Source organism: Alkaliphilus crotonatoxidans (assembly GCF_054658015.1).
The window spans coordinates 909,520-932,966 of sequence record NZ_BAAHXS010000004.1 but is presented as its reverse complement, the minus strand read 5'-3'; the positions used below and the strand labels follow the sequence as shown (position 1 = coordinate 932,966).

The 23,447-nt window shown below is 46.9% G+C and carries 23 protein-coding genes and 1 riboswitch; of the genes, 3 read left to right on the top strand and 20 right to left on the bottom strand.

From position 1 onward, the window contains the following. The 19 genes from ACYQ1I_RS07025 to ACYQ1I_RS06935 form a co-directional block, all read right to left on the bottom strand. A complete protein-coding gene (locus tag ACYQ1I_RS07025; RefSeq protein WP_459763731.1) occupies positions 1 to 1,008 on the bottom strand; it encodes a cobalt-precorrin 5A hydrolase in 1,008 nt (335 codons plus the stop codon). Next, the gene (gene cobM, locus ACYQ1I_RS07020; RefSeq protein WP_459763729.1) at positions 1,005 to 1,763 is read right to left on the bottom strand and encodes a precorrin-4 C(11)-methyltransferase; all 759 of its coding nucleotides are present in this window, start codon (positions 1,761 to 1,763) and stop codon (positions 1,005 to 1,007) included. The genes ACYQ1I_RS07025 and cobM overlap by 4 nt, the downstream gene beginning before the upstream one ends. Then, a complete protein-coding gene (gene cbiT, locus ACYQ1I_RS07015) occupies positions 1,760 to 2,359 on the bottom strand; it encodes a precorrin-6Y C5,15-methyltransferase (decarboxylating) subunit CbiT (protein ID WP_459763727.1) in 600 nt (199 codons plus the stop codon). Before cbiT ends, cobM begins: the two co-directional genes overlap by 4 nt. Continuing rightward, a complete protein-coding gene (gene cbiE / locus ACYQ1I_RS07010) occupies positions 2,352 to 2,969 on the bottom strand; it encodes a precorrin-6y C5,15-methyltransferase (decarboxylating) subunit CbiE (RefSeq protein ID WP_459763725.1) in 618 nt (205 codons plus the stop codon). Before cbiE ends, cbiT begins: the two co-directional genes overlap by 8 nt. Further along, a complete protein-coding gene (gene cbiD / locus ACYQ1I_RS07005) occupies positions 2,962 to 4,086 on the bottom strand; it encodes a cobalt-precorrin-5B (C(1))-methyltransferase CbiD (protein ID WP_459763723.1) in 1,125 nt (374 codons plus the stop codon). Before cbiD ends, cbiE begins: the two co-directional genes overlap by 8 nt. 6 nt (positions 4,087 to 4,092) lie before the next feature. Next, a complete protein-coding gene (locus ACYQ1I_RS07000; RefSeq protein ID WP_459765314.1) occupies positions 4,093 to 4,719 on the bottom strand; it encodes a precorrin-8X methylmutase in 627 nt (208 codons plus the stop codon). Positions 4,720 to 4,726: 7 nt separating this feature from the next. Beyond that, positions 4,727 to 5,614, bottom strand: a complete 888-nt coding sequence (locus ACYQ1I_RS06995) for a GHMP family kinase ATP-binding protein (protein ID WP_459763722.1) — start codon at positions 5,612 to 5,614, stop codon at positions 4,727 to 4,729. Further along, on the bottom strand, positions 5,611 to 6,351 hold the full coding sequence (locus ACYQ1I_RS06990; protein ID WP_459763721.1) for an AIR synthase related protein: 741 nt from the start codon (positions 6,349 to 6,351) through the stop codon (positions 5,611 to 5,613). Before ACYQ1I_RS06990 ends, ACYQ1I_RS06995 begins: the two co-directional genes overlap by 4 nt. Continuing rightward, the gene (locus ACYQ1I_RS06985) at positions 6,342 to 6,866 is read right to left on the bottom strand and encodes an ECF transporter S component (RefSeq protein ID WP_459763719.1); all 525 of its coding nucleotides are present in this window, start codon (positions 6,864 to 6,866) and stop codon (positions 6,342 to 6,344) included. Before ACYQ1I_RS06985 ends, ACYQ1I_RS06990 begins: the two co-directional genes overlap by 10 nt. Further along, positions 6,835 to 8,268, bottom strand: coding sequence for a cobyrinic acid a,c-diamide synthase CobB (locus ACYQ1I_RS06980; protein WP_459763717.1), 1,434 nt, complete (start codon positions 8,266 to 8,268; stop codon positions 6,835 to 6,837). Before ACYQ1I_RS06980 ends, ACYQ1I_RS06985 begins: the two co-directional genes overlap by 32 nt. A gap of 24 nt (positions 8,269 to 8,292) precedes the next feature. After that, complete coding sequence (gene hemL / locus ACYQ1I_RS06975) at positions 8,293 to 9,588, bottom strand: glutamate-1-semialdehyde 2,1-aminomutase (protein ID WP_459763715.1); 1,296 nt, start codon at positions 9,586 to 9,588, stop codon at positions 8,293 to 8,295. Then, positions 9,585 to 10,559 (bottom strand): porphobilinogen synthase, encoded by a 975-nt coding sequence (gene hemB, locus ACYQ1I_RS06970; protein ID WP_459765312.1) that lies wholly within the window; start codon positions 10,557 to 10,559, stop codon positions 9,585 to 9,587. The genes hemL and hemB overlap by 4 nt, the downstream gene beginning before the upstream one ends. Positions 10,560 to 10,569: 10 nt before the next feature. Continuing rightward, a complete protein-coding gene (cobA, locus tag ACYQ1I_RS06965; protein ID WP_459763713.1) occupies positions 10,570 to 12,084 on the bottom strand; it encodes a uroporphyrinogen-III C-methyltransferase in 1,515 nt (504 codons plus the stop codon). Further along, positions 12,077 to 13,024, bottom strand: a complete 948-nt coding sequence (gene hemC / locus ACYQ1I_RS06960; RefSeq protein ID WP_459763711.1) for a hydroxymethylbilane synthase — start codon at positions 13,022 to 13,024, stop codon at positions 12,077 to 12,079. Before hemC ends, cobA begins: the two co-directional genes overlap by 8 nt. After that, positions 13,011 to 13,643 (bottom strand): precorrin-2 dehydrogenase/sirohydrochlorin ferrochelatase family protein, encoded by a 633-nt coding sequence (locus ACYQ1I_RS06955; protein WP_459763709.1) that lies wholly within the window; start codon positions 13,641 to 13,643, stop codon positions 13,011 to 13,013. Before ACYQ1I_RS06955 ends, hemC begins: the two co-directional genes overlap by 14 nt. Positions 13,644 to 13,656: 13 nt before the next feature. After that, positions 13,657 to 14,928 (bottom strand): glutamyl-tRNA reductase, encoded by a 1,272-nt coding sequence (hemA, locus tag ACYQ1I_RS06950; RefSeq protein WP_459763707.1) that lies wholly within the window; start codon positions 14,926 to 14,928, stop codon positions 13,657 to 13,659. Positions 14,929 to 15,033: 105 nt separating this feature from the next. Beyond that, positions 15,034 to 15,216, bottom strand: a riboswitch (cobalamin riboswitch). Positions 15,217 to 15,298: 82 nt separating this feature from the next. Next, complete coding sequence (locus ACYQ1I_RS06945) at positions 15,299 to 15,958, bottom strand: TVP38/TMEM64 family protein (RefSeq protein ID WP_459763705.1); 660 nt, start codon at positions 15,956 to 15,958, stop codon at positions 15,299 to 15,301. A 92-nt stretch (positions 15,959 to 16,050) separates the two neighbouring features. Then, positions 16,051 to 17,478: a sensor histidine kinase gene (locus ACYQ1I_RS06940; RefSeq protein WP_459763703.1), complete on the bottom strand. Its 1,428-nt coding sequence runs from the start codon at positions 17,476 to 17,478 to the stop codon at positions 16,051 to 16,053. Beyond that, positions 17,475 to 18,152, bottom strand: coding sequence for a response regulator (locus tag ACYQ1I_RS06935; protein WP_459763701.1), 678 nt, complete (start codon positions 18,150 to 18,152; stop codon positions 17,475 to 17,477). Before ACYQ1I_RS06935 ends, ACYQ1I_RS06940 begins: the two co-directional genes overlap by 4 nt. A 588-nt stretch (positions 18,153 to 18,740) precedes the next feature. Between ACYQ1I_RS06935 and mltG the strand changes: the two genes are divergently transcribed. The 3 genes from mltG (at position 18,741) to ACYQ1I_RS06920 (ending at position 23,086) form a co-directional block, all read left to right on the top strand. Further along, positions 18,741 to 19,757 carry an endolytic transglycosylase MltG gene (gene mltG / locus ACYQ1I_RS06930; RefSeq protein WP_459763699.1) on the top strand — a complete coding sequence of 339 codons (1,017 nt, stop codon included), beginning with the start codon at positions 18,741 to 18,743 and terminating at the stop codon, positions 19,755 to 19,757. A 344-nt stretch (positions 19,758 to 20,101) separates the two neighbouring features. Beyond that, positions 20,102 to 21,871, top strand: a complete 1,770-nt coding sequence (locus tag ACYQ1I_RS06925; protein ID WP_459763697.1) for an exosporium protein — start codon at positions 20,102 to 20,104, stop codon at positions 21,869 to 21,871. Positions 21,872 to 22,018: 147 nt separating this feature from the next. Continuing rightward, positions 22,019 to 23,086: a tetratricopeptide repeat-containing glycosyltransferase family 2 protein gene (locus ACYQ1I_RS06920; RefSeq protein WP_459763695.1), complete on the top strand. Its 1,068-nt coding sequence runs from the start codon at positions 22,019 to 22,021 to the stop codon at positions 23,084 to 23,086. A 145-nt stretch (positions 23,087 to 23,231) separates the two neighbouring features. Here the strand turns inward: ACYQ1I_RS06920 and ACYQ1I_RS06915 are convergent, their stop codons facing one another. Further along, positions 23,232 to 23,447: a heavy-metal-associated domain-containing protein gene (locus tag ACYQ1I_RS06915; protein ID WP_459763693.1), complete on the bottom strand. Its 216-nt coding sequence runs from the start codon at positions 23,445 to 23,447 to the stop codon at positions 23,232 to 23,234.

Genomic DNA, 23,447 nt, shown 5'->3' with positions numbered 1-23,447 from the left:
CTACACCTCCAAGGTTCTTTCTGCCACCGACAGGGTGGTTCCTTTTCCCTTCATCTTAGTTAATAGCATTTCTCCACCGTTGCTGCCAATAAAGGCACAGGGGCCGCTGACGCTGCCCACCCCGATGGTTCTTTTTACAAATTCCGAAGACTCAAACAGGTACTCCACCTTCCTAATTGCTTCACGGGAGATTATTTCCAAGGGAACGCCTAACGCCTCCGCCGCCCTGATTAAGCCTGGCTCGTGCTGCTTGACATCTACGGTAACCAGCTTTTGAATGGAACAGATGGATTTCCCCAAGCCCTTAAGGGCAGTCTTGATATCATATAAAATCTGGTCTGCCACTGTATTTTTTCGACAGCCTACCCCCACCACCAGACTTTTGGGAAATAACTGCAATATACCCCGCTCCAGGGCCAGATTTTCCTGGTCGGTGACCATTAAACCATAGGGATATTGACCAAATTCTTCAATGGAATTCAGAGCAACATATTGATCGGGAAATTGAAAGCTTCTGTTGACCCAATAAAGGCCAATTTTACCCCCATTCACCAGATAGGCAGTTATTTCCTTGGCCAGACTCCAGTCGACAAAAACCAGATCATGCTCCATGGCAAAGGTATCAACTGCCTTGACCCCCTTAATGTCTGAAGCGGTGGTAATGACCGGGTTTGCATTGATCAGCTCCGCCAGCTTGAGGGCCCAGTAATTGGCACCTCCAATATGGCCTGAAAGCAGGCTGATGATATTTCTACCGGCTTCATCCATTACGATAATGGCAGGATCAATTGATTTGTGCTTCAGCAAGGGGGCAATGGTACGGACCACAATTCCTGTGGCCATGATAAAAATCAGTAGTCTGTATTCCTGAAAACATTGGGCAACTGTAGCCCCAAGGGATTCTCCGGCCTTGGGAAAGGAATAGACAGCTGCCTGGGGAAGATACTTCTTTAATCTTTGGGCCTGCTCCCTTCCCCCCTTGGTTAGGGTAAAAATGGCAATCTTCATTTTTTGCTGCTCCTGTATTCATGGGAAAACTGACTGTCATAAAGCTTGGAAAGGCTGTATTGATCGCCTAAAAAATGACCCACTAAAATTTGGGCTGTTTTCTTAATACCAGCCCTTTGCACCTGGTCTGATATGGTTTTCAGGGTGCCAATGACAATTTTTTCGTCCTTCCAGCTGGCTCTTTGAACCACTGCCACAGGGGTGTCCTCTGAATACCCCGTCAAAAGCTCCTGCACTACCTGATCAATCATATGCACCGAAAGAAAGATTGCCATGGTGGCTCCATGGGCTGCCAGAGCCCCCAGGGCCTCTGTCTCGGGTACGGGTGTTCGCCCCTCAAGCCTGGTCAATATAACGGTTTGAGAGACATCCGGCAAGGTTAGCTCCTTTTTTAAGGCGGCAGCCGATGCCACAAAGGAGCTAACCCCTGGAATCACCTCATAGTCTATGGACATTTGATCTAGCCGATCCATTTGTTCACGAATCGCCCCGTAGATGCTGGGGTCTCCGGTATGAACCCTGGCTACGATTTGATTATCCCGGGCTGCTGCTTCCATTACGGCAATGACCTCCTCCAGGGTCATACCGGCACTGTTAAAGACCCTGGCATTGGGCTTTCGACCGGCCAATACCTCTGGGTTTACCAGGGACCCAGCATAAATAATGATGTCGGCCTGCTGTATCAGCCTATGGCCCTTCATGGTAATTAGCTCCGGGTCTCCTGGGCCTGCTCCAATAAAATATACTTTGCTCATTTACCTTTCCCCCTTGCGGCTGAAATGATAGTAATGGGGTTTTGAGCCTCCATCAGGGTGTAATTCCCCCTGCCGCTGCCCCTGGCAACATTCACCGTTACTAATTCCAGCTCATTAAATTCGTATTTTTTTAAAAGCAACATGGCCGCCGACATGGTTTCTACTGTGACGGCAGTTAATACAATTCTGCCATGGGACGGCAGCCCCGCTGCCGCCAATTGAATAATGGCCTCTAATTCACCGCCGCTGCCGCCAATAAATATTCTGTCATAGAAGGGAATAAGCCTGAGCTGGTCTCCGGCCTTACCCGCCATAATTTCGATGTTATTAACCCCAAAGACTTCTACATTTCTTTTCAAAAGCTCCAGGGCCTCTTGCCTGTATTCAATACCATAAACTCTGCCCTTTTTAAGGCAAAGGGCCCCTTCAATGGCAACTGAGCCTGTGCCGGCCCCCACGTCCACCATAACACTGGTTTCTTCTAAGCGAAGCTTAGCCATAACCAAGGCTCTGATTTCAGCCTTGGTCATGGGTGCTTTTCCTCGAATAAAGAGATCATCAGGTATACCGGGGGTAATATATTTCCATTTATTCATAATTGATCACCACCACCGCCATTTTATAGGGAGCGTATGCTACAATTTCATTGGGCCTGCCCTTTACAATTCGTTCATCCTCGTAGGACAGGCTTTCTCCTACGATCATTTCAACCTGGTTCAAGCCTTCCCCCATGAGGGCCCTGGCAATTTCATCGGGGGAATTTTTAGAATCGGTCAGCAGGGTAATGCTCTGACCTGCCCTTATCAGAGACAAATAGTCTCCTTCCCTGCCATGAAGGCTTAACAGCCTAGTCTGATGCCAGGGCCTTTTAAGCTTTGCATATAGGTACTGAAAGGAGCTGATACCAGGAATAACCTCCAGCTGACGGTCTTCAAAGTGTCTTTTCAGATAATCCAACAGGCTGTAGAATCCCGTATCGCCTGAAACCACCACCCCCACCTGTCGATGGGCTAAATTTTCCTTAATGACTTTGATTGCATCCGCTAGATTTTTTAGGTAATATCGTTCCCCCTGAAAATCTGAAAATGCCTCAAGGTTGCGTCTACCCCCAAGCAACAGGCTGCATTCCTTGGCCCTTTGGCAGGCAATGGGCAGAATATATGCCGGGTTACCGGGCCCCATTCCAATTACATAAAGCCTATTCATTTTGAAATCCCTCCAAAAGGTTCTTAGCATGGGAACATTTGGCTAAAATACCCCTTTCCATCGAGAATATTACAGTACCCAGCTGAATTCTATGGTGGGTCCGCTGGCGGCACTTTTCTGTGATTTTCTCGGCCAAGGTATCAAATATTTTTTCATAACCCATGTCATAAATCAAGTCAACGGCCTCTTCGGTGGTATTGCTGGTTATGATCTTTTTCAATTCTGAGGGTGATGCACCCATCAGGGCCAGGTAGGCCGTAAGGATTTCCATTCGGCCATCGGCCACCCTGCTGTGGGTATGAAAAATGCCCCCTGCCACCTTAATGATTTTTCCCACATGGCCCACCAGGAGAATCCGTTCTACGTTCTTATCAAGGGCTTCATCTAAAATGTAGCCGATGAAATTACTAAATTTAAAGATATAGCTGGGAGGAATTTTCAACTGATCCCGGGCCAGGTCTCTTCCATAATTGCCCGGTACCATTACCAATGACCTAATCCCCTCCTCCACCAGCAGGTTCAGCTCAATAGCCAGGGATTCCTTATAGGCCTCCTCCGACATAGGCTCAACAATGCCTGAAGTCCCCAGTATAGAAATGCCCCCCACGATTCCCAGCCTAGGATTAAAGGTCTTTTGGGCAACAGCTTCGCCAGAGGGAACGGAAATCAGTACATCTGCTCCTCCTTCAGGGCCTATGACAGACCTTACCGCCTCTTCAATCATCCTCCTGGGAACGGGATTAATAGCCGCCATACCCACCTTTACGGGTAACCCCCTTCTGGTAACCCGGCCTACCCCAGGGCCTCCTTCTATGATAATTTGTCCATCGCTGCGCCATTGAACCCGGCTATGGATCTTTAGGCCGTGGGTCACGTCAGGGTCATCGCCGCCGTCCTTCACCACAGAGCAGGAAACTGACCCTGAAGACATTTCGATATCTTCAATGGGCAAATTAAGACGCCAGCCCTTGGGGGTATCAATTTCAACCGAATGTAGGGGCTGATTTTTAAGCAGCATCCAGGCAGCCGCCTTTGAGGCTGCCGTTGCACAGGAGCCGGTTGTGTAACCGTAGCGTAATCGCTTGCCATCCTTTAAAATATACCGCGAAAGTGCCATAGCATGCTACTCCAGCATGTATAACAGGGCATTGATAATGGCTGCAGCAACGGTGCTTCCGCCTTTACGGCCCCGAACAGTGATTTGGGGGATATTTAGCTTCAGCAATGCTTCCTTTGATTCAGCCGCCCCAACAAAGCCCACCGGCACCCCCACCACCAGAGCAGGTTTTGTTTTTTCCTCCTCAATCATCCGGCAGAGGGTAAATAGTGCTGTAGGGGCATTACCTAGGGCAAAAATTTTTGTATCCTGGTCCTTAACGGCCTGCTCCAGGGCCACAATGGATCGGGTTACACCTCGCTCCTTGGCCTGCTGTGTCACCAAGGGGTCATCTACCAGGCAATAGACTTCACAGCCATATTGGGCCAGCCTTCTTTTGTTGATTCCAGACAGGGCCATTCTGGTGTCGGTGTAGATTTTACAGCCCTTCCTTAGGGCCCCCAGGGCTTCATCTATGGCATTGGGGCCAATTACTGTTATGTCAGCAAATTGAAAATCAGCAGTGGTATGAATCATTCGTTTAATAATTTTCCCTTCTCTTTCATCTAAGACCCGATCTCCCAGCTCCTCTGTAATAATTTCAAAGCTCCGCCGCTCTATTTCCATAGGTTCCTTAATATAATCCAAGGTCATTCCTCCTTTATTCAATTAACACTGCTCCCCCGGACACCAGTTGATGGGAGCGAAATTTCTGAAAGCCAGACCAGCAGTTCAGCCTTTTCAGGGAAGCAATAAACTTATCCTGATCAAAGCTCCCCTCCTGATGTATAATTCCAACTACCGACCCGCTGTGGGCCACATTCACCCCCAGGGCCCCGAGCTTAAGGCTTATTTCAATCAGCTGTTCAAGCTGAGGCTTATAAAGAATATTTTGATTGGCCAGGGCACTAATGGTGGCTGCCTGGGCCAGCTTTTCCAATTTCTTTTCTTGTGCCCCCTCTTCCACCAGGGAAAGGGCCTTCTTCAAATGAGAAGCTTCCTTCATGAGCAGGCCCCTTCGGTCGGTTTTTCTAAATTCTATGGTATCTATGACTTCCCTTCCTTCCAGTAATAGCACCCGTCCCCTTGGATAGGGCCCATAGGCCTGACGAAATCCCCCATTGAGGGGATCAAAGAGGGTCATTTGAGAGAATACCGTACTGTCGGTGGGCTCAATAGATACACAGAGGGCAGCGATTTCAGCCTCTGTTATTTTCTTCCCCAGCAGGGTGGCGGCGGCCAGGGCCGTCGCCGCCAAATCGGCGGTGCTGCTGGCCATACCCTTCCCTTTGGGGATTTCTGAATGGATTTTCAGATGAAGGCCTTCTGCTTCCCTGGATGGAAAACCATAGTATTTCATTACCTGCCGAAGCATCTGCCTGGCCTTTGATGGTATGGCGCACCCTTCTTCAGGGCCCTCGGTTAAGATCACCTGACTATAGCAGTCAATACCATAGGAGATGAGCTTTTCTCCCTCCAAAAGCCAGCCTTGAATCAGCTCCCCACAGGAGGCAGGACAGCGGGCACGAATTTCAGCCGACCCCTTCATATTAAACTTCCTATTTGATATAGGGGCTGATCCAGGGTCTGCCTGACCCCTTCCAGGGCCCCTGGGGAAACAGAGAACACAACGGCCGTTGCAGGCCCGGCAGATTTATTTAAATCAATGGCTTCCGGGTTATTAACCTGTAATTGACAATGATTGAGGTCAGCCAAAAGGCAGGCCTCATATAGTACCCCCTTGGAGCCTACGGGAATAATATCCCCTATCTGGTGACTTTGTAGCAGACTGGTGAAATTTTTCAGACTGGCAATAACGGGATCATGGGGTAGTAAAATTTCACCGCCTACCCTGGGGAGACCCAGCAGCATAATGTAATCACCTTTTTGGGCCCGTTTAAGCCTTAGCTGCTGCTTGGGTACTTCACCAATAATCGTTACCCCCATGGCGGTTTGCTGCATCATAAAATTTTCTTCGGTGCTGCCATTAATGATATTCAGGGGTAAGCCTGACTCCTGAAGCAATTGTCTAATTCCTGTAAGGATTGCCTTACCGGTGGGCTCCATTTCAACCGCCAGGGTATTCACAACGGAAAAGGGGACTGCCCCAACCGACATGACCTCCATCATGGCCACCCGGGTTGTGTAATAGCCTGTTGTTTCAGGGCTGACCTTCACTAAATCCAGGGGTTTATTCCCCACACCGCCGCAGGAATCACAGCTAATTATCAGGTAATAATCACCTCTGTCAATCAAGGTTATATCTCTGGTTCTTGCTACTTCCATTGTATCCCTCCCCTGGTGCCGCCCAGGGCTTTATAGACCACAAGGGTTAAAAAAATGTTGACTGCCGATGCCAATGTTAAGGGCAGCCACATCATTAAAAATAAAGCCTTTCCCCCCAGGGGAAGCCCCATCAGTGAGGCTGCCCAGGCCGCCAGCAGGGTGGAGCCAGGGCCATTGAACAATATTCCTGCAAAGGCTGCCATGAGGGGATGGTTTTTTCGATACAATATACCAAAGCCCCATACTACTAAGGACATTAGAACAGAAACCAATAGATGCATGGGCAGGGTCAGGGGGAACCCTGAAGTCAGGGCTGAGAGTAAATGTCCCACTAAAGCAACAATTCCCCCTGCCAGGGGATCGATCAGCAGGGCGGCCAAAAAGGCCCCCATGGAATCCAGGGCAATACTGCCCTGAATTTTTATATATGCACCAATGCCGCTAATAGCAATAAATAAGGCCATTTTAACCAGTTTCTTTGTTTTAGACTCGGTTCTTCTCACAGCTCGGTACATTTTCCTCATCCTCCCTTCTATTGTAATACCTTTGACATGCTTCCAGGTAGGCCTTGGGAAATTTGAGATTGCTATAAAAATGGAAATGACTAAAGCCTGCCAGGCAGCTATATTTTTCGTAGCCGCATTGCCACTGGTCCACCACCTCGTGATCTCTGATTTTTTTAGCATGATAGCAGTAGTCTCCTGTCCAACCCTCTACTACAGCCCGGTGGAATTCGTGACCTCGAATACTGCCAATTCCATTGGTGTTAAATAGTCTGTCTTCCTTACATTGAATTTCGTTATATCCGAAATGCTGCAACCTGCTGGTCATCCGGGCTGCACCATCAAATACCCCCACCATTTCATATCTGTTACCATGAAAATCAATGATGGCCTCTGTCAGATACATCAGCCCACCACATTCACCAAATATGGGTATTCCACCCTGGGCCTTCTCCTTAATGGCCCTTCTTATGGCCCCATTACGGCTAAGCTCGGAGGCAAAGACCTCTGGAAAGCCACCCCCCAAATAGATACCATGAATCCCTGTGGGCAGGGCAGAATCAAGCAAGGGGCTGAAGGGAATTAATTCAACCCCTGCTTCCCGAAGCAAATCCAAATTATCTTCATAGTAGAAGTGAAAGGCTTTGTCAAGGGCATAGGCAATTTTTAACCCGGTATAGGTTTTGTCGAGGCGTGGTGCTTCCAGGCTTTCTAAAGCCTCAGCCTCCCTGGCCAGTTGAAGAACCCCGTCCAGATCAACGGTTTCTTCTACCATTGAGGTCATTTGTGCCAGCTTTTCATCCAGGGCCAGGGCTTCTTCTGTCGGTACCAAGCCTAGATGTCTGCTTTTCAGCTCAATTTTCATATTTTTATTTAAATAGCCCAGGCATTTGGCCCCTGTGCTACCTTCTATTATTTTCTTTAGAAGCAAGTAATGCTTTTCACCCGAAACATGGTTGATAATGACCCCCTTCACCTTCACATTGGGATCAAAATCCTGGTATCCCTTTACCATGGCCGCCGCACTGTTGGATAATCCGCTGCCATTAATCACCAGGATCACAGGAGCCCCCAGGGTCTTTGCCACATGGGCGGTACTGCCCTGATGGCCCTGGGTGCCTACTCCATCATAAAGCCCCATGACCCCTTCAATAATGGCTAAGTCACCAGCCTGCACCTGCCTTGTGAAAAGGGCCTGTACCACCCTTTCCTGAAGCAGGTGGGTGTCCAGGTTTCTTGAGGGTATCCCCGTTACCTTGCAATGGAACTGGGGGTCAATGTAGTCCGGCCCCACCTTAAAGGGCTTTATTGTATATCCTCTTTTTTTCAGAGCCCCCATTAATCCAAGGGTTAAGGTGGTTTTGCCTGCACCGCTTTGGGTTCCTGCTATTACAATTCTGCCACCTGTATTCATCTGTAATCCTCCTGTGGTTGTGGTTTATCCCTTAACCAGTTTGCCAAGGGCCTTGGCCGATGCTTCAAGGGTGATGTCGATCATCTCGTCGCTATGGGCATGGGAGATAAATAGGGCTTCGAATTGGGAAGGAGCCAGGTAAATGCCCCGTGACAGCATTTCTCTAAAGTATAGCCCATATTGCTGCGTATTGGAGGTGACAGCGCTTTCAAAGTCAACCACCTGCTGGTCTGTAAAAAACATACACAGCATGGAACCCACCCGATTAAAGCTGGCCTTGATTCCCAGGGCTTCCACCTGGCTTCGAAGGCCGGCCTCTAGCCTGGCACTTTTGGCCTCCAGGGCTTCATAAATTCCTGGGTTTTCCTTTAATATTTTTAATGTAGTGTAGCCAGCCGTCATGGCCAAGGGATTTCCCGAAAGGGTTCCGGCCTGATAAACGGGCCCCAGGGGAGATAATTGCTCCATGATTTCCCTTTTACCGCCAAAGGCCCCCACTGGCAGGCCACCCCCAATGATCTTTCCGAAGCAGGTTAAATCGGGGGTAATTCCATAAATAGATTGGGCTCCCCCAAGGGCAACCCGAAAGCCCGTCATGACCTCATCAAATATCAATAGGCTGCCAAATTGCGCTGTCAGCTCCCTTAGACCCCTGGCAAATGCTTCGGTCATGGGTACAACCCCCATGTTGCCTGCCACAGGCTCGATTATAACCGCCCCAATGTCTTCACCGTATTGTTGAAAAATAGCCTTTAGACCCTCCAGGTCATTATAGCGGGCGTTGATGGTATTCTCAGCAGTTTGATCCGTTACGCCGGGGCTGCTGGGGACTCCGTGGGTCAAGGCCCCCGAGCCGGCCTTGATTAATAAACTGTCGGAATGACCATGGTAGTTTCCAGAGAACTTGACCAGCTTTGACCTGCCGGTATAGCCCCTTGCCAGCCGAATGGCCGACATGGTGGCTTCGGTGCCTGAATTAACCATTCTGACCATCTCTACAGAGGGCACAAGCTCGGTAATGAGTTGGGCCATTTTGGTTTCAAGGGCTGTAGGGGCACCAAAGCTGGTTCCCTGGTCAAGGACTTGATGCAGGGCCTGTACCACCTCTGGGTAACAATGCCCTAAAATTAATGGCCCCCAGGAGGCAACAAAGTCAATGTATCGGTTTCCGTCTTCATCATAGAGGTAAGCCCCCTGTCCCCTTTTCATAAAGGGAGGATTCATACCCACCGATGAAAAGGCCCGCACCGGGCTATTTACCCCACCGGGCATATATTGCTTTGCTTCTTTAAACAGCCCTTCAGATCGTTCTATTTTCATGGAAGACTCCTCCTAATCCATTCTGCCATTTCCTTGGCAAAGTAGGTTAATATTAAATCGGCCCCTGCCCGTTTAATGCTGGTAAGGGCTTCTACCATGGCGCCTTCCCCATCTAAAATACCCTCCCTGGCCGCCAGCTTAATCATGGCATATTCTCCGCTGACATGGTAGGCCGCTACGGGCAGGTGAAACTGATCCTTGAGGGACTTGATTACATCCAAATAGGCCAGGGCAGGCTTTACCATTAAGATGTCAGCCCCCTCCTCTATATCTAAAGCAGCTTCTACCAGGGCCTCTCGCCCATTGGCAGGATTCATCTGATATGACCTTCTATCGCCAAACTGGGGGCTGGAGCCCGCCGCACTGCGAAAGGGACCGTAAAAGGAGGAAGCATATTTAACGCTATAGCTCATGATAGGGATATGGCTGTAGCCATTTTGATCTAAAATTGATCGGATCTTTAAAACTCTGCCATCCATCATGTCTGAAGGGGCCACCATATCGGCCCCTGCCTGGGCATGGGACAGGGCAGTTTTGGCAATCAGCTCAAGGCTTTCATCGTTATCTATTTCATTTCCCTTGACCACCCCGCAATGACCATGGCTGGTATATTGGCAGACACATACGTCGGTGATAACCGTCAATTCAGGATATTCAGCCTTTACAGCCCTTATGGCCTGCTGTACTATTCCGTCGGTATGATAGGCCTCTTGGGCCCATTCATCCTTTTCAGCCGGTATTCCAAAAAGAATAACCGATTGAATTCCCAGCCGGATAACGTCTTTCAGCTCTATTAACAATTCATCCACTGAAAGGTGAAATTGGCCCGGAAGGGCAGGAATTTCTTTTTTTATTCCCTTTCCATGGACAACAAATAATGGATAAATTAAATCGGATAGATTGACCCGGGTTTCCTGAACCATGTTCCTAAGACCCTGGGTTCTTCTAAGCCTTCTTTGCCTTTTCAACAGCTCCATATGATTATACCCCCTGCCTCTTCAAAATTTCTTCTACCAAGCCTTGGGTTGTATGTACCCTGGCCTGTATGTCTGCCCTTAGGTTAAATTCCTCCAGGGCCTTGGCTGTAACTGGCCCTATGGCTGCTTTGGTAATGGATTGAAGCAGCTCTTTATTTTCTTCTCCCAGTATTTTAATCAGATTTCTGACGGTTGAACCACTGGTAAAGGTTATGATGTCAAGCCCCTCCCTTAGGGTATTGATCAGGGTCTGCCGATTTTCTTCGGGTATGTCGGTCACATATAAGGGAATCTGCTGCACCCTGGCCCCCAGGGCCCTTAGCCCTTCCGTCAGGCTTTTCCTGGCAATCTCTGCCTGGGGCAGGCATACCCTGGCCCCGGGCGTAATAATCCCCTCCAGGGCCTTTAGCATCCCCTCGGCTGTAAAGGTTTCCGGCAGTTGATTCACCACAATCCCCTTTTCTTCAAGGGCTTCGGCTGTGGCACTGCCAATGGCCGACACCTGACAGCCCGACAGCCGCCTAATATCCAGCCCTATGGCCCGTAGCCTCTGAAAAAAGTAATTAACTCCATTGGTACTGGTAAAAACTAAATGATCGGCATCTTCTGCTTCTCTTATTTGTTGATCGACCATGGCCACATCAGGATTTAGGTTTAGCTCAATGGTGGGAAACTCTATAACCTCTGCCCCCAGCTCTTTTAATTGCTCTGTTAACACGCTGGCCTGCTGACGGCTTCTGGTCACCATCATTCGTTTTCCGTAGAGGGGCATTTTTTCATACCAGCTTAGCTTGTCCCTGAGCTTGACCACCTCTCCCACCACGATGATTGCAGGAGATTGGAGCTTTTCTGCTTCTGCAAGGGCTTCAATGGTTTGAAGGGTACCGGTAACCACCCGCTGCCTTGCGGTGGTTCCCCGGTGAACCAGGGCCACAGGGGTACTGCCGGGCTTCCCATGATCTAGCAGCCTTTGAGTAATTTCCTTTAAATTTCCCATCCCCATTAGAAATATCAGGGTTCCCTTTAGTCTTGCCAGGGCTTCATAATCCACCGAAGGGGCCTCTTTAAGGGGGTTTTCATGGCCTGTAATGACATGGAAGGAGGTGCTTACATTTCGATGGGTCACTGGAATGCCCCCATAATTCAAGGCCCCAATGGCTGAAGTAATACCCGGCACCACTTCAAAGGGAATATCTGCCTCTCTCAGGGCCAGGGCTTCTTCTCCACCTCTGCCAAATACATAGGGGTCTCCGCCTTTAAGCCTAGCAACAATCTTTCCTGCCCGGGCATGGCTTACGATTAACTCGTTAATTTCCTCCTGTGAATAGGTGTGATTTTGTGGCGATTTCCCCACATCAATGGTTTGGGCTCCCTGGCTTTTATGCTTTAGCAGGGCCGTATTGATTAATCGATCATAGAGTATTACATCGGCCCTTTTAATGGCGTCTAGCCCCTTCTTGGTTATCAGCCCTTCATCACCAGGTCCGGCTCCAATTAAATATACATAGGGCTTAATCAACATAATCCCCCCTGTTCTTAGGAACTTTTATTTCTGCCAAGAGCCTCCGGGCACCCAGTTGAATCATTTTTTCCCCCAGGCTTTTTCCAAGCTGATGGTAATCCTTAAGGTCACCGGCCATTGATTCCTTTAATACCTGACCTCCGTCGGGGCTGGCTACCATGGCGGTCAGCTTTAGTAGGTGGCCTATTTTTTCTCCATAGGCTCCAATGGGAATATGGCAGCCTCCCTCCATTAGGGCCAGAAAGCTCCGTTCAGCCATTACTGCCTGATAGCTTTCCTCATCATTAATTTTTTGAAGCATATGATAAAGCTCCTCATCGCTTCGGCGTATTTCACAGCCTAGGGCCCCCTGACCCACAGCAGGAACAAATTCTGACAGGGTAAATGCCTCGTCGATTCGATGGGCCAGGCCCAACCGTTTCAGCCCGGCAACGGCCAAAATGACCCCGTCCATTGGCTGGTTTTCTAATTTTTCAAGACGTCCCCCTACATTGCCTCGAATGGGGATGATCTTAAGGTCGGGTCGTATATTTAATAGCTGTGCCTGCCTTCTTAGGCTGCTGCTGCCAATCACCGCCCCTTCTCCCAGCTGTCTCAGGCTAACCTTCTTTTTGGTCACCAGGGCATCCCGGGGATCCTCACGCCTTGGGATGGCTGCCAAATGTAGCTGCTCAAGGGTTTGGGCCGGCATATCCTTCATACTGTGGACAGCCAGGTCAATTCGATTTTCAAGGAGCGCATTTTGTATTTCTTTGACAAACAGGCCCTTACCACCTATTTTATCAAGGGTTTTGTCCAGTATTTTATCACCCATGGTCTTGATTTTAATGACTTCATATTGGTGCTGCGGAAAATGCTCCCTCAATTGCTCTACAATAATTGCTGCCTGGGCCAAGGCCAGTTGACTGGCCCGGGAGCCAATTCTAATGGTTCTCATTTTCTTCACCCTCTTTATATTTAAATGCCTCGTAGATTTCCCAGAGGTCTGCTGTTCCCGTAAGACCAGCCTGTACTAAAATTTCATATAGTTCCTTTCGTTTTACGGAATCTTTTATTTCTAATTGGGCCCTTTCACGGATCTTTCCCAATATATCCACTAAATGACCATGGTCTTTGCCATACCGCTGAGCTAATTCGGCAACAATGGCCCGGGACAGCAGGGGACTTTTCCCCTCCGTTGAAACGGCAAAGGTAAGGCTGTTTTGCCGGTGGATGGCGGGTATAATAAAATCTCCCCTTTCCGGCATGTCCACCACATTAATCATAATGCCCAGGGCCCGGGCTTCCTCACAGCAGGCTTGACTGACCAAGGGATCATCGGTGGCTGTAATGATTAGCTCGCTGCCCCTTAAAAGCCCCTTTTCATAGAATCTTTTCTGCCATTGAATTTTACCCCCTTGTGCTAAGGTCAGAAGATGCGGGGTCAATTTGGGGCTAATGACAGTCACCTGGCCTCCATGCTGGAGCAGGGAATTTATTTTTCGTTCGGCCACCCTTCCGCCCCCCACAACGGTACAGCGTCGACCGGCAAGCTGGAGCATGATTGGATAGTACATATTCATTCCCCCATCAATTTTTGGTATTATGGAAATCAAAAAGCTCGTCTACAATGGCGGCAACCTCTTCGCCCCGTCCCCCGATACCGGCATTTTTCATTTGTAGAATCGGCCTTCTCCAGATTTTTTTAATTAGGCTCTTGACGACCTGTTCTATTTGCCCTTTATCTCGGTCCTCCACATGGGGAAGCTTTTTAAAGAGCCTTTCCAATTCCTCCTGGGTTAACCGGTCGCTATAGCTTTTTATAGCTTCGATTCTTGAATAGATGGGCAGACATCGATACCAATTACAATATTCCTCCACGGCCTCTTGAATCGATTGGGCTGCTTCCCCAACGCATTGCTTTCGAAAGGCCATGCTCTCCTTTGCAATCTCATTTAATTGATCAATATGAAATAGCGTGACTCCTTTTATTTCGCCTATGGAAGGCTCAACATCCCGGGGCAGGGCAATATCCACTATACATAATGAGCCTTTGCCTTTATAGCTTTTTTGAAAGGCCTCCTGCCTCAGTACGTAATGGGGGGCCCCTGTGGCACTGATAATTACATCTACCTTGTTAATCAGGTGGTAGCGTTCCTCAAAGGGGCAATATTGAATTTGTTGATAGCTTTTTTGAAGTTTTTCAACAGTTTCCCTGGTTCGGTTGCATAGGTAAATTTCCTTAATATTTTTATCTATTAAATTTTCTATGGCAATCCGACTCATTTTGCCAAAGCCAATTACCAACACCCGCTTATCGGTTAAGCTCCCTACCTGCCGCTCAATTTGTTTCACTGCAATGGTGCTAATAGACAGGGGATTGTTTGATATTCCCGTTTTGGCTTTAATCTCCTTGGCGGTGGAAATGGCTTCAAGAAAAAGTCTATTTAATACCTTGCCGCTGCTTCCCTCCTCCATGCCAAAATAGTAGGCTTCCTTCACCTGCCCCAGGATTTGATCTTCCCCCAGCACCAGGGAGTCGAAGCCGCAGCAGACATTATACAAATATGTAACTACTAATTTTCCGTCTAAAAAATGATATTGGCCCTTCAGCTCTATTTCAGTAAGCTTAAAAAAGTCTTGATAAAAGCCTTTGAAATATTCACAGGCCCGTGAGGAATCCGCTACCAAAGCGAAGACTTCGCTTCGGTTACAGGTTGAAATAATAATGGCCTCTTTAATAAAGGGATCCTGATTAAAGGCCTCATAGGCCCTTTCAAGCTTTGACTTTGTAAAAGCCACCTTCTCTCTAAGGCCAATGGTAGAGCTTTTGTGGGTAACCCCAAAAACCACTAAGTTCATTTTTAATCACCTTTTCCTCTTATCCATTAATAAACCCCTTGAACTGGGTCAAGGGGTATGCTTTCATCATTTAATACCAGAACACCTTCTATGACCCGTAGAATTGATGTTATTGTTAAATAGGCAGGTCTTCTGGCTCAGATTCATTACTTCTTCTTCCTTCCCGGTTTCCCAGTGGTTACTAAGAAGAAGCTCCTCTTTACAGCGGCGGGACCGCGTGGGATTTTCACCCAACTTCCCTTTTTCATAACATCGATTTGATGTTAAACCTATTTAAAAATGATCTATATTTTTTATTTTCTGTTTCGTTATAACTATATCAAATTAAATGTCCTATACCAAGTTTTTTTTAACTGTATCTTGATACAATCTAATTATGGTTTAAATACTCGGCCGGTCTTTTATCTAACAACAGTGGCAGACAGGCTAAAAGGATTAAAATAATAAAAACTGCAAGGGTTTTAATGGAAAATATTTCATCAATACCGTCACCTAAAAAAGTATATAAAAATACCTTAGGGGTACTTCCCAAAGCCGTTCCCAATAAAAATTGAGAGTAGTTAATTCCTGCCAGGCCTGCACCGTAGCTTATGGGGTCAAAGGGAAAGCCTGGGGTTACCCTCATCATAAACAGTTTTTTTACCACCTTTTCTCCACCCAATTCCTCCAGCTTATCCCTGTGATGCTTTCCAATAATCCTGACAAAAAATTTTTGAAACCGCCCGGCAAAATAACGGCAAAGGGAGGCACCCGTCAAAAGCCCCACTAGGCTTAGAATACTTCCTATCAAACCTCCATAAAGCACCCCTCCCAGTACAAATAGAACCGGACTGGGAATAAACAGAAAGGGTCTAATGGAGGATAGAATAACAAATACCGCTACCCCCCACATACCAAAGGATTCCACCAGGTTTTGCAGCTTTTTTATATCTACAGAACGGCCACCCAGGCCATTTGTAAAAAGAAGATAAACCCCCAGGGCTAGTGCAAGAATTAGGACTAGTCGAAGAATTTTTGTAAATGGCTTCATAACCCTACCCTATTCCTTTCCTAATTGCCTTAATCAGGCCTGCCTGCTACTACTTAGTCTGGGCCTGCTTAAGCCATGTCAAATTATTGCTTCTATATAGATTCTGAATTTCCTGCTTTTTCTAAATCAAAATAAAATAAGACACCGTTCTTTTCATTTCTTACACCAAAATTGCTTTGATGCAGCTCCAGCACACTTTTGACAATGGCTAGACCTAACCCTGTTCCAGGTCTTTCCTCTCCTTTGTAGAAGCTCTCCCATATATAGTTCATATCCTCTTGGGGGATGGGCCTTCCTTCGTTAAAAACCCCTACCCATATTTTTTCACCTTGATCCTTTACCTCTACCCGAACCAATGCATTATGATAGCAGTATTTTACTGCATTATGAATCAGGTTGTTTAATACCTGTTCAATTCGATATTCGTCGCCCAACACCATTAATTCCCGATCAATTGCCACCACCTCTAATCTAAGCTGTTTTTCCCGTTTCATTAATTGAAACTTTGAAAGAATTTGATCGATTCGTTCCCCCAGGTCAAACTGGCTGATCTTAACTTTAAAATTACCTGATTCCAGCTGACTTAGATCCAATAAGTCCTTTACCATGGTACTGATCTTGTTGGTCTCCTCCTGAATAATCTGATAATAGGCTTCCTTTTCTTCATCGTTATTGGCTATACCATCCTGTAAGGCCTCTGTATATCCCCTGATTAAGGCAATGGGGGTCTGCATTTCATGGGACACCCTGCCTACAAACTGCTTTCTCATCTTATCAAGATTCTTCTCTTGAATTAACTCTTGTTTCAAATTTTCAAAGGCCGCCTTCAATTGATCCGTTAAAAAATTAAAGGTTTCTCCCAGTTGCCCTATTTCATCACTACGGGCTTCTTCCCATCGTACATCAAAATTTAAGCGGGCCATTTCAGTGGCCACAGCATTTAGCTTTACCAATGGCTTACTGATGGTTCTGGAAAAAATTCCTGCCAAAAGCAGGGCCAGAAACAAGGCTACTAATAGAATATAGATGGAAAATTGCCGGGAAATGGACACTGATTCCTCGATTGGTTCCAGGGGGGTTTGCAGGGATAAAATATAGTTGTCGGCAGGATACAAAAGGGCCAGCTCACTCATTTGCCCCATGTGGCCTGTTACCTTGTAGTTAACAACCTTGCCCTCCATTGCCGCCTCCCAGGCTTCTCGGGGGTACCCCATCATTCTATCAAAGCCAATTAAATTTCCGGCCTGATAGAGGGTGCTTCCCCAATAATCCATGACTCTGATTCTTCCGCTCATTAGGGCTGCCATTTCTTCCATTTCAGTAAAAAGTTCCTCGGTGAATCCTTCTTCTTTTATCATTCTATTAATTTTAGCTGAATAGTTTTCCATTTGATTAATCTTTTTTCTTTGATAAAATTCTCCATAAAAGTTTGTTTGAAGTATTAAAAGAACACCCATAATCATAACGGTAAACACCACAAAGAGTGAAAACAGCCTCACAAAAATACTTTTCTTTTTCATTCCTTCACCTCAAGGCGGTATCCTGTACCCCTTACGGTTACGATTTTTTTTCCGAAATCCTTTAATTTGTGTCGTAGCCGCTTAACATGGGTATCTACCGTTCTCAGGTCTCCATAATAATCGTATCCCCATACACCATCCAGTAGGCTTTCCCTTGATAGGGCCAAATTGGGATGATGGGCAAAGTAAATCAGTAAATCATACTCCTTGGGGCTTAAACTCAATATTTCTTCATGTAAAAAGGCCTGGTGGGATTTTTTGTCGATACAAAGGGGGCCCATCTCGATTAACTCAAGGGATACTTGCTGCTGACTGCGTTTTAGTAAAGCTTTTATTCTTGCCATAAGCTCCTTAACACTAAAGGGCTTAGTCATATAGTCATCGGCCCCCAGCTCGAAGCCAAAGAGCTTATCACTTTCTTCACTCCGGGCTGTCAGCATTATAATCGGTACTGTACTGGTTTCTCGAATCCTTTTACATATTGTCCATCCATCGTATTGGGGAAGCATGATGTCGAGTACTACCAGATGGATTTCATTTTCCTGCCATAGCTTAAGGGCCATTGCACCATCGGCGGCTTCAAATACGTTGACCATTTCACGCTTTAAATAGGCCGCAATTAGCTTTCTCAGCTTTTCTTCATCCTCAACAACGAGTATATTGGTCCCGACCATGGCCTTCACCCCTTTCATATTGTACTAAATCAATTTGAGATTATACCGACTTACAATCTCCATACAGCTCTCGTCATTTAAATGCCACAGGGTATTAGCGGCAATAGTTTGTAAAAAATACCGGGCTGGTATTGAATTTCCCAGTGCCTGGTATTTATATTATAACCTATTTAAGTTGTTGAATAAATACCAGTATCTATAAAATGCCGGCAATCCTGCAAAGTAGAAAGCTGAAACCGGCATTGAGTAGTATTCAACAGCCTACTATTATCTAAAATTTCGATAGTCATACTCAAAATGATATTTCCTCATTGATTCAATAGACATGATATGGCAGGGAAATAATTTCCTGTCATATCCAAAGACTCAGGTAGGGCTATTTATTATCTTCCATCAATTCATTATAATACTTTTTTGTGACACCTCTGTGACAGAATGAAGACTGAGTGTGAATATAATAATCTTAATATTTCACTGCCTTTTCATTTTCAATCTAAAATGGTAAAATGATAGTAATCCATGTCTTGACTTGTTGTATTTTGTCTAATTCTGGAGATAAAAATGATCGATAAACGGAGGATGCTAAAGGTGAAGAAACTAATTTACATATTAATACTACTGATGGGTCTGGGAATGGTATCAGCCATTCTGCTACCTTCCTACCTTTCCGTTATAACAATTGATGCACCTACAGAAATTGTCATTCCCCAGGGAGCCTCGATGAACTATGTGGCCGATATGCTTTATGAAAAGGGCATGATTCGGAGTAAACTATGGTTTAAGTACCAAGCTAAAAATAATGAAGTTGATCGAAGCATTAAGCCAGGCACCTATGTATTTGAAATCGACAACACCCTTGAGGATGTTTTTAACTTGCTCATAAAGGGACAGAATGAGGCGCCTATTGTTCTTACCATACCTGAGGGGTGGACTTTGCACCAAATAGCCGAACGGGCAGAGACTTTAGGCTTTGGTCCTGTTGAGGAATTTATCGCCGCAACCAGAGAGTACTACAAGGAAAAGAATTATGACTTTGAAACTGATCAGCTATTTTTTGAGATGGAAGGATACCTGTATCCTGATACTTATTATTTCAATGAAAATCAAGGTGTAAAGGACATTGTTGCTCGATTAGCCAGCACGATGGAACAGCAGTTTTCGGAGGATGATCTTCAAAGGGCCAAGGAGCTAGGGCTTACCATGCATGAGGTTTTAACCATTGCCTCTTTAATAGAAAGGGAGGCCTATCATGATGAAGAAAAGGCAGCCATCAGTGGTGTAATCTACAATCGAATGAAGGCCAATATGCGGCTTCAGATTGACGCCACAGTTATCTACGCAATCGGTGAAGGTAAAGAACATATTAATCGTGTTCTGTATTCCCATTTGGAATATGATCACCCTTTTAATACCTATGCAAATTTAGGATTGCCCCCTGGCCCCATTGCTGCCCCCGGAAAGGCTTCAATTCATGCCGCCTTGTATCCGGAATCCCATGACTTTCTATATTATGTTTTAGGCGAGAACGGTCATGTATTTGGAAAAACCTACGAAGAGCACTTACAAAATAAGGCTGCTTACCAAAAAATGATTAACGGCAGCTAGTCCAGTGAATAACAAGTTTTAGCCGTAACGGGCTACTATAGCCATACAATCAATTATATCTTGCCCCGGTCATATTGAATGACTGGGGTATTTTTTTTATTAAAAAAAAGAATTGACTGGTTATTGAAAAATTAAATAAATTATATGGAACGGTCTAATTCGATACTGCATAGTTTACTAGTGGGAAAAAAGAAATATTGGCTTTTATAATCCCAGAGAAAGGTTAAAAAGTCAGCATACAATGTATTAATCTATTGATTCACAACAAGTGTTTAGGTTATCTCCCTTTAATTGCTTTTTTTACACTAAGATTTTTTTTTTTTTGAAGGAGGTACGATTCTTTTATGGATGATACCCGTAATTATTATTCTCATCGGACTGGTGTTAGACCCCATGTTGAGTCAGACCATAGATATGTTTCAAAGTCTAGATGTGGTCATCGACCAATTTGTCCGACTGGTCCTACGGGTCCCACCGGTCCTACAGGCCCCACTGGCCCTACTGGTCCGACTGGCCCTACCGGTCCCACCGGTCCTCAAGGTATAGCTGGCCCAACCGGTCCTACTGGTCCTGCCGGCCCTGCTGGTGCTACCGGTGCTACTGGCCCTACTGGCCCCGCTGGCCCTGCTGGTCCGACTGGCCCTACCGGTCCTACTGGCCCCGCTGGCCCTGCCGGCGCTACCGGCCCTACTGGTCCCGCTGGCCCTACCGGCGCTACTGGCCCCGCCGGCCCTGCTGGTGCTACCGGCCCTACTGGCCCCGCTGGCCCTGCTGGTGCTACTGGTGCTACCGGCGCTACTGGCCCCGCTGGCCCTGCTGGTGCTACTGGTGCTACCGGCGCTACTGGCCCCGCTGGCCCTGCTGGTGCTACTGGCGCTACTGGCCCCGCCGGCCCTGCTGGTGCTACCGGCCCTACTGGCCCTACTGGCCCCGCTGGCCCTGCTGGTGCTACCGGCCCTACCGGCGCTACTGGCCCCGCTGGCCCTGCTGGTGCTACTGGCGCTACCGGCCCTACCGGCGCTACCGGCCCTACCGGCGCTACTGGCCCCGCTGGCCCTCAAGGTCCTATTGGTCCTCAAGGCCCTGCTGGTCCTCAAGGTCCTATTGGTCCTCAAGGTCCTGCTGGTCTTCAAGGTCCTATCGGTCCTCAAGGTCCTATTGGTGCTACAGGTAGTACTGGACCTGCTGGTCCCACTGGCCCCACTGGTGCTACTGGAGCCACTGGTGCTACTGGTGCTACTGGCCTGCAAGGTCCTATTGGTCCTCAGGGTCCTGCTGGTCCTCAAGGTCCTGTTGGTCCTCAAGGTCCTATTGGTGCCACTGGTGCTACTGGAGCCACTGGTGCTACTGGAGCCACTGGCCCCGCTGGCCCTGCTGGTGCTACTGGCGCTACTGGTGCTACTGGAGCCACTGGCCCCGCTGGCCCTGCTGGTGCTACTGGCGCTACCGGCGCTACTGGCCCCGCTGGCCCTGCTGGTGCTACCGGTGCTACCGGCGCTACTGGCCCCGCTGGCCCTGCTGGTGCTACTGGTGCTACCGGCGCTACTGGTCCTACTGGTCCTGCCGGCCCTGCTGGTGCTACTGGCGCTACCGGCGCTACTGGCCCCGCTGGCCCTGCTGGCGCTACTGGCCCTACAGGCCCTACTGGCGCTACTGGTCCTACTGGCCCTGCCGGCGCTACTGGTGCTACCGGACCCCAAGGTTTATCAGAATATGCTTATATTTATAACACAACTGCACAAACCGTTGCAGTTGAAGCCGACATCACCTTTAGTAATAATGGCTTGATCCGAGGCAGCATTACCCATGCGCCAGGAACTGCCTCAATTATTATAGGTACAGCAGGTGACTATTCCGTATGGTTCTATGCAGCCGGAATAGAACCTAATCAATTCACCCTATTCTTAAACGGTGTTGCTGTGGCTGGTGCAACCTATGGCGTAGAAGCCGGAACTCAGCCTAATCCTGGTTGGGTCATTATCACTGCAAGCGCCGGCGATATACTAACGGTCAGAAACCACACCAGCGAAACACCTGTAATACTTCAAACCTTTACAGGCGGAACAGAAGCCAATATCAATGCATCTATTCTTATTCAAAAAATTGACAGCTAACATTTTTCCGGTAGTCTCTATAACAATTCAGCAGGGTAATTGAAAATAATTACCCTGCTGTCTCTAATTATTATTTGCTTTCAAAATAAGTACATTAACAGAATAAATTTCTTTTGGGGTGATTTTGTGATTACAATTAGTCTATGTATGATTGTAAGAGATGAGGAGCAGGTTATTGGCAGATGTCTGGACTCGATTAAGGACCTTGTTGATGAAATGATTATAGTCGATACAGGTTCGGTTGATGGTACAAAGGATATTGTCAAGGCTTATACTGATAAAGTTTATGATTTTCAATGGATGAATGATTTTTCGGCAGCAAGAAATTATGCCTACTCTATGGCCACCATGGATTATATTCTATGGCTGGATGCTGATGACGTGCTACTTAAAGAGGATCGTATGAAATTTAGGGTACTCAAGGAAACCCTCGACCCAACAGTAGATGTTGTTATGATGAAATACAATGTCGGTTTCGATGAGCATGGTAATACAACCTTATCATACTATAGAGAGAGATTATCAAAAAGAGAAAAGCAATTCAAATGGCATGAGCCAATACATGAATATTTGGAAACATCAGGGGTTATTATTAATTCAGATGTTGCTGTTACTCACAGGAAGGAGGGGGCAGCTGATCCCGACAGAAATCTAAGAATCTATGCCGACCTGTTATCTCGCGGTACTTCCTTAAGCCCCAGGGGGCTTTACTATTACGCGAGGGAGCTTTATTATCATGGTCACTATGCCGCGGCGATAGATTATTTCAATCGCTTCTTAAATACGGAACAGGGTTGGGTTGAAGACAACATATCGGCCTGTTATCATCTTTCAATATGCTACTACCATCAAAATGACAGGCCCAACATGCTTAAATCTCTTTTAAAGAGCTTCCACTATGATTTACCTAGAGCAGAAATTTGCTGTCAAATGGGCTTTTATTATATGGATGCTGGGGAATACAACAAGGCAATTCAATGGTATAAACTGGCGACTCAACTACAGGAGCCTGCCAATAGCTGGGGATTCATACTGCATGATTACTGGGGATTTATACCCAATATTCAACTATGTTTATGTTATTATGAAATTGGTGACATTTCCGAAGCCATCAGGCATAATATGAAGGCTTCAGAGTTTAAGCCAAATGATCCTGCCGTCCTTCATAATAATGAATATTTTAGACGCTACTTGGCTAAGGTAGCCGTTGAATAAGAGCTACACCCGCCATTAGCCCAAATAATAAGCCCCTGTTCGTCACCGATAGATTCAGTACATATAACACCTTTAATCGTTGTCTGTGCTGAACCTATACCTGTGATATCAGGGGCTTTGAAAGGGCTGATGGCTTTTAATTTAATTACAGGCTTTCAATATTTACAACATCGTAACCGACTTCTGAAATAGCTGCCCTCAAAGTTTCATCTTCAATGGGCTGAGACATTTCAATTATTGCATTTTTCCCGGCTAAATCTACCTTTACATCTGTGATTCCCGCCACTTCAATTAGGGCATTTTTTACATGATTTGCACAATGTCCACAGGACATACCTTCAATACTGATTTTCCTTTTCAT

Coding starts and splice junctions, on each gene's coding strand:
- ACYQ1I_RS06985 (WP_459763719.1), bottom strand. CDS start 6,866: ATGTACCGAGCTGTGAGAAGAACCGAGTCTAAAACAAAGAAACTGGTT.
- ACYQ1I_RS06945 (WP_459763705.1), bottom strand. CDS start 15,958: ATGAAGCCATTTACAAAAATTCTTCGACTAGTCCTAATTCTTGCACTA.
- ACYQ1I_RS06955 (WP_459763709.1), bottom strand. CDS start 13,643: ATGTACTATCCAATCATGCTCCAGCTTGCCGGTCGACGCTGTACCGTT.
- hemL (WP_459763715.1), bottom strand. CDS start 9,588: ATGAAAATAGAACGATCTGAAGGGCTGTTTAAAGAAGCAAAGCAATAT.
- ACYQ1I_RS06920 (WP_459763695.1), top strand. CDS start 22,019: ATGATTGTAAGAGATGAGGAGCAGGTTATTGGCAGATGTCTGGACTCG.
- ACYQ1I_RS06980 (WP_459763717.1), bottom strand. CDS start 8,268: ATGAATACAGGTGGCAGAATTGTAATAGCAGGAACCCAAAGCGGTGCA.
- ACYQ1I_RS06995 (WP_459763722.1), bottom strand. CDS start 5,614: ATGAAGGGGTCGGCTGAAATTCGTGCCCGCTGTCCTGCCTCCTGTGGG.
- ACYQ1I_RS06925 (WP_459763697.1), top strand. CDS start 20,102: ATGGATGATACCCGTAATTATTATTCTCATCGGACTGGTGTTAGACCC.
- ACYQ1I_RS07025 (WP_459763731.1), bottom strand. CDS start 1,008: ATGAAGATTGCCATTTTTACCCTAACCAAGGGGGGAAGGGAGCAGGCC.
- ACYQ1I_RS07000 (WP_459765314.1), bottom strand. CDS start 4,719: ATGACCTTGGATTATATTAAGGAACCTATGGAAATAGAGCGGCGGAGC.
- ACYQ1I_RS06940 (WP_459763703.1), bottom strand. CDS start 17,478: ATGAAAAAGAAAAGTATTTTTGTGAGGCTGTTTTCACTCTTTGTGGTG.
- cbiE (WP_459763725.1), bottom strand. CDS start 2,969: ATGAATAGGCTTTATGTAATTGGAATGGGGCCCGGTAACCCGGCATAT.
- ACYQ1I_RS06915 (WP_459763693.1), bottom strand. CDS start 23,447: ATGAAAAGGAAAATCAGTATTGAAGGTATGTCCTGTGGACATTGTGCA.
- cbiD (WP_459763723.1), bottom strand. CDS start 4,086: ATGGCACTTTCGCGGTATATTTTAAAGGATGGCAAGCGATTACGCTAC.
- cobM (WP_459763729.1), bottom strand. CDS start 1,763: ATGAGCAAAGTATATTTTATTGGAGCAGGCCCAGGAGACCCGGAGCTA.
- hemA (WP_459763707.1), bottom strand. CDS start 14,928: ATGAACTTAGTGGTTTTTGGGGTTACCCACAAAAGCTCTACCATTGGC.
- hemC (WP_459763711.1), bottom strand. CDS start 13,024: ATGAGAACCATTAGAATTGGCTCCCGGGCCAGTCAACTGGCCTTGGCC.
- cbiT (WP_459763727.1), bottom strand. CDS start 2,359: ATGAATAAATGGAAATATATTACCCCCGGTATACCTGATGATCTCTTT.
- ACYQ1I_RS06990 (WP_459763721.1), bottom strand. CDS start 6,351: ATGGAAGTAGCAAGAACCAGAGATATAACCTTGATTGACAGAGGTGAT.
- ACYQ1I_RS06935 (WP_459763701.1), bottom strand. CDS start 18,152: ATGGTCGGGACCAATATACTCGTTGTTGAGGATGAAGAAAAGCTGAGA.